This is a genomic window from Bradyrhizobium sp. NAS96.2 (assembly GCF_001908235.1).
Taxonomy (GTDB): domain Bacteria; phylum Pseudomonadota; class Alphaproteobacteria; order Rhizobiales; family Xanthobacteraceae; genus Bradyrhizobium.
In genome coordinates this window covers 1-5,240 of the sequence record NZ_LGHK01000294.1, presented here as the reverse complement: position 1 = coordinate 5,240, position 5,240 = coordinate 1, and the positions used below count along the sequence as shown (strand labels likewise).

Annotated in this window: 4 protein-coding genes and 1 pseudogene; 2 read left to right on the top strand and 3 right to left on the bottom strand. The window is 66.6% G+C overall.

Annotated elements, in window-relative coordinates:
• Window positions 1-474, bottom strand: a 474-nt coding sequence (locus tag AC628_RS39980) for a M48 family metallopeptidase (protein WP_168193542.1), incomplete at its 3' end; no start/stop codon positions are given.
• 240 nt (window positions 475-714) lie between these two features.
• Here AC628_RS39980 and AC628_RS39975 point away from each other — a divergent pair.
• A complete protein-coding gene (locus AC628_RS39975; RefSeq protein ID WP_074132218.1) occupies window positions 715-1,902 on the top strand; it encodes a pyridoxal phosphate-dependent aminotransferase in 1,188 nt (395 codons plus the stop codon).
• Between the two features lie 185 nt (window positions 1,903-2,087).
• The gene (locus tag AC628_RS39970; RefSeq protein WP_074132216.1) at window positions 2,088-3,422 is read left to right on the top strand and encodes a dicarboxylate/amino acid:cation symporter; all 1,335 of its coding nucleotides are present in this window, start codon (window positions 2,088-2,090) and stop codon (window positions 3,420-3,422) included.
• 13 nt (window positions 3,423-3,435) lie between these two features.
• On the opposite strand, the gene AC628_RS39965 is transcribed toward AC628_RS39970, so the two are convergent.
• On the bottom strand, window positions 3,436-4,668 hold the full coding sequence (locus AC628_RS39965) for an NAD(P)/FAD-dependent oxidoreductase (protein WP_074132214.1): 1,233 nt from the start codon (window positions 4,666-4,668) through the stop codon (window positions 3,436-3,438).
• A gap of 107 nt (window positions 4,669-4,775) precedes the next feature.
• Window positions 4,776-5,240: pseudogene (locus tag AC628_RS39960) on the bottom strand (ribonuclease E/G); the annotation flags it as partial.

Here is a 5,240-nt window from a genome sequence, read left to right as displayed (position 1 = left end):
GCTGCGGCCGCCGGCACCCGCGGCGAGCGCGCCGACGCCGAGCAGCATCGCGATGATCATCTGGGTCTGCGCCTGCGCCAATTGCTCGCGCATCTTGGCCAGATGGCCGCCGGCCAGATGGCCCGTCTCATGCGCCAGCACGCCGATGATCTGGTTCGGCGTCTCCGATTGCAGCAGCGCGCCGTAATTGACGAAGATGCGGCGGCCGTCGGCGACGAAGGCGTTGAACGAGCCGTCGTTGATGATCACGATCTGGATGTTCTGCTTCTCCAGCCCGGCAGCGCGCAGGATCGGCCTTGTGTATTCGCGCAGCAGCTGCTCGGACTCGGTGTCGCGCAGCACCGGCGGGCCCTTCTGCTGGGCCCGCGCGGGGACGATGGGTCCAACGGCGAGCGCAACCGCGGTCAGCAGGGCGGTCAGCTTGAAGGCAGTCAGCTTGATGGTCCTGGTGCGCAGCGTGAGGCGGAACAGCATGGGCGATCTATCGGCGATGACGGGCCGCGCCGGAGCAAACGCTTGTTCCGGGGCCGACCGGATCGTGCGCGTGGCGCAGTCTGTTGTTTTTGCAGTTCTTCTTCACGCGAACCGGGTATTCACTTGGGGTATTCACCTGGCCTGAAAGCGTTATAAGGAGCCACCGAATGCGGCCAGTCTGGGGCGGTCGCAGATCACGGGAACCCAAATCCGGCCGCGGCCGTGCAATAGCAGAAATCCATGCGTGAAGCGACAGCGAGAGACCGTGTGAGCAGCCTTTTGACAGCGTCCGGGCGGAGCGATGTTCCGCCGTTCATGGTGATGGACGTGATGGCCGCCGCGGCGCGAATCGAGGCCGCCGGCGGCCATGTCATCCATATGGAGGTGGGGCAGCCCGCCGAGGGCGCGCCGAAGCAGGCGATCGCGGCCGCGCAGGCCGCGCTTGCCGGCGGGCGGATCGACTACACCTCGGCGCTCGGGATTCCCTCGCTGCGCGCGCGCATCGCCCGGCATTACCGCGACACGTATGGCTGCGCAGTCGATGCGGAGCGCATCATCGTCACGACCGGCTCGTCCGGCGGCTTCATCCTGGCGTTCCTTGCGATGTTCGAGCCTGGCGACCGGGTCGCGGTCACCGTGCCCGGCTATCCGCCGTATCGTCACATCCTGACTGCGCTCGGCTGCGAGCCGGTGCTGATCGAGACGTCAGGCGACACCCGCCATGCCTTGACCGGCGAGGCGCTCTTGGCCGCCCATCGCAAGGCGCCGCTGAAGGGCGTGCTGGTCGGTAGCCCCGCCAACCCGACCGGCACCATGATGTCGCGCGAGGCGCTGTCGAGCCTGATGGCGGCCGCCGACAGTGCCGGCATCCGCTTCATCTCCGACGAGATCTATCACGGGCTCGATTACGCGTTTCCCGCGGTGACCGCGGCGGAGCTGTCGCCGAACGCGCTCGTGATCAACTCGTTCTCGAAGTACTTCTGCATGACCGGCTGGCGCGTCGGCTGGATGGTGGTGCCCGACGTGCTGGTGCGGCCGATCGAGCGGCTGCAGCAGAACCTGTCGATCTCAGTACCGACCCTGTCGCAGATCGCCGCCGAAGCGGCCTTCGACGGCCGCGAGGAGATGGAGGCGATCAAGCGCGGCTATCAGGAGAATCGCCGCATCCTGATCGAGGGCCTGCCGAAGGCCGGGCTGACCAAGTTCCTGCCGGCCGACGGCGCATTCTATCTCTATGCCGACGTCTCCGACTTCACCTCCGACAGCTTCGCCTTCGCCAGCGAGATGCTCGAGAAGGCGCATGTCGCCGCGACCCCGGGCGTCGATTTCGATCCGATCCACGGCCGCGCCTTCATCCGATTTTCCTATGCGCGTTCCGCGGCGGAGATGCAGGAAGCAGTTGCGCGGATCGCGCATTGGCTTAAATAGCCCGCAATCTCTGAGAGCCCTCCGCCTTGTCGGCTAGATTGGTTTCGCAAGCGCTCGGCCGTGTTTCGGCGGCGCGGGACGCGACAGATCGCCGCGGATAAACGGCAGGGCCTACACAGTTCCATTTGACTTGAACGGCCAAGTTGATCTTGGCTATTTCCGCCATTTCTGAGGGGGAGTGACACATGGCAACGGCAACCGTTGCCACGGCTTCACCGGCGTCAGCCGGTGGCAAGCGGTGGTACAAGATTCTTTATGTCCAGGTCCTGATCGCGATCGTGCTCGGCGCGCTGGTTGGCGCGTTCTGGCCGTCGCTTGCCACCAACGAGTGGATCAAGGCGCTCGGTGACGGCTTCATCAAGCTAATCAAGATGGTGATCGCGCCGATCATCTTCTGCACGGTGGTCTCGGGCATCGCGCATATACAAGATGCCAAGAAGGTGGGTCGCATCGGCGTCAAGGCGCTGGTCTATTTCGAGGTGGTCTCGACCTTCGCGCTGGTGATCGGATTGCTGATCGGCAATCTGGTGAAGCCGGGTGCGGGCTTCGGCAGCGCGGCCGCGAATGCGCAGGCGGTCGCCAATTATGCCAAGCAGGCGGAGGCGCAGAAGAGCGTCGACTTCGTGCTGCATATCATTCCAGACACCGTCGTCGGCGCCTTCGCGCAGGGCGAGATCCTGCAGGTGCTGCTGTTCTCGGTGCTGTTCGGCTTCGCGATCATGGGCCTTGGCGAGCGCGGCCACACCATCCGCTCGTTCATCGACGATGCCGCGCACGCGGTGTTCGGCGTGATCTCGATCGTGATGCGGGCAGCGCCGATCGGCGCGTTCGGCGCGATGGCCTTCACCATCGGCAAGTTCGGCACCGGCGCGATCCTCAACCTGATGGGGCTGATCGCGACGTTCTATCTGACCGCCGCGCTGTTCGTGTTCGTGGTGCTCGGCATCATCGCGCGGATCGCGGGGTTCTCGATCTTCAAGTTCCTCGCCTACATCAAGGACGAGCTCCTGATCGTGCTCGGCACCTCGTCCTCCGAGAGCGCGCTGCCGTCATTGATGGAGAAGCTCGAACGTCTGGGCTGCTCGAAATCCGTGGTTGGTCTCGTGGTGCCCACGGGCTATTCGTTCAACCTCGACGGCACCAACATCTACATGACGCTGGCGACGTTGTTCATCGCGCAGGCGCTGGGCTACGATCTCACGTTCAGCCAGCAGCTCACGATCCTGGTCGTGGCGATGCTGACCTCGAAGGGCGCCTCCGGCATCACCGGCGCGGGCTTCATCACGCTGGCGGCGACGCTTGCGGTGGTCGATCCGCGGCTGGTGCCGGGCATGGCGATCGTGCTTGGCATCGACAAGTTCATGAGCGAGTGCCGCGCGCTGACCAATCTGTGCGGCAATGGCGTCGCCTGCGTGATCGTCGCCTGGTGGGAGGGCGAGCTCGACCGCGACAAGCTCAATGCCAATCTCTCGAGGCAGATCGATCCGACCGACATGGAGACCGCGCTGACGACGGACTGATCCGCGTCCGCGGCTAGAACCGGTCTAACCGATACGGCGAGGTGTCCACCGAGGATGCCTCGCCGTTCATTGTTTCGGCCAGCACCCGCGCCGTTGCGGGGCCGAGCGTGAAGCCCTGATGGCCGTGGCCGAAATTGACCCACAGTCCGCGATGGCGCGGCGCAGGCCCGAGCACCGGCAGCATGTCGGTGGTGCAGGGGCGGGTGCCGAACCACGGCTCGGGCTCGACCCGGCTGCCGATCTCGATCAGCTCGCGCGCCGCAGTTTCCGCGTAACCGAGCTGGATCGGTGTGGCTGGCGCATCGGGGCTGGTCAGCTCCGCGCCGGTGGTGATGCGGATGCCCTTGGCCATCGGCGCCATCGCATATCCGTTCGCGGTGTCGACCAAGGGCAGGTCGAGCGAGCGGCCGCCCTGATAGTGCATGTGGTAGCCGCGCTTGCGCACCAGCGGAATCCGGTAGCCGAACTTGCGCAGCAATTGCGGCGACCACGGCCCGAGCGTGACGACGACGTTGGCGGCATCGATCCGGCCGCCCGTGGTGTCGACCGACCAGCCGGACGTTGTCTGCGCCAGCGTCTGTGCATCGCCGTGCAGCATCGTCCCGCCGAGACGCTCGAACAATCCGGCATAGGCGGAGACGAGACCGCCAGGGTCTGACACGGTCCACGGCCCGAGCCAGTGAATGGCGCCGGGCAGGTCGTCGCGCAGCAACGGCTCCGCCTTGGCGAGCTCGCGGCCATCAAGCACGCGAAACTGCACGCCGAAGTCACGCTGGTTCTCTTCGGCGACTGCGATCGCCTGCTCGAGCGCAACCGGATCGCGATGCAGCAGGCGATAGCCGGCGCGGCGGATCAGATTGTCGGCATGCGCATCGCGGATCAGCGTGTCGTGCTCCGCGGTGGCGTAGGCGATCAGGCGCGCCCAGGCGAGGGTGGCTTCGCGGTGTCGCTCCGGCGTCGAGTTCCACCAGTAGCGCAGCAGCGGACCGGCGTGTTGCGGCAGCGAGGCCAGGCGATAGCGCACGTCATTGGTGCGTCCCATCGCGATCCGCGCAAGCGTGGCCGGATCGCGCGGCATCGGATAGGGCCGCACCGCCTCGCTCTGAATGATCCCGGCGTTGCCGTAGCTGGTTTCGCGGCCCGGTTCCTTGCGGTCGACGAGCGCAACTGACCAGCCGCGGCGTTGCAGGTGCAGCGCCGTGCTGACGCCCACCATGCCGCCGCCAAGAACGATCGCGCTATGCATTGGGGTCCGTCTCCGTCAGGCTCCGTTACGCCGGCGTCTGACGAACGGATTGCCCTGTCCAATAAAAACGCCCGGCGTGAACCGGGCGCTTTGACTTGCAGGTGGTGCTAGTTGCCGCCGCCGAAGCGGCGCGACCACCAGCCCTTGCGGGCCGGAGCCTCGGCCGCAGCGGGCTCCGGCGCAGAAGCTGCAGGTTCATGGGCGGGGGCGGTTTGCTCCGCCGGGCTCTGAACCGGCGCCGGTGCCTCGGGTTGCGGGCTCGACGCGAAGCTGACCTTTTCGCGCACCGTCGAACGGCGGCGCTGCGCGCGGTCGCTTTCGGCGGCCGTGTCCTCAGCGGCAGGCGCTGCCACGGTTTCCGGCTCGGGCACTGCGATCGCCTCGACGGGTGCGGCCTCGACCGGCTGCCATTCCGCCGGCTGCGCGACCAGTTCGGGCTGCGCGAGCGAGGGCGCCGGCTCCGTGTCATGGCTGTCGAAATCGGCGACCGCGTCGGTGGCCTCGGGCGCTGCCGCCGGGCTCAGCTCGTCGGAGATCGATCCGGCGAGACCGTCATCCGGTCCGCCGCTGCC

Bases quoted from the DNA above. Each gene is read 5' to 3' on its own strand.
- AC628_RS39975 (WP_074132218.1), top strand. From the start codon at position 715: ATGCGTGAAGCGACAGCGAGAGACCGTGTGAGCAGCCTTTTGACAGCG.
- AC628_RS39970 (WP_074132216.1), top strand. From the start codon at position 2,088: ATGGCAACGGCAACCGTTGCCACGGCTTCACCGGCGTCAGCCGGTGGC.
- AC628_RS39965 (WP_074132214.1), bottom strand. From the start codon at position 4,668: ATGCATAGCGCGATCGTTCTTGGCGGCGGCATGGTGGGCGTCAGCACG.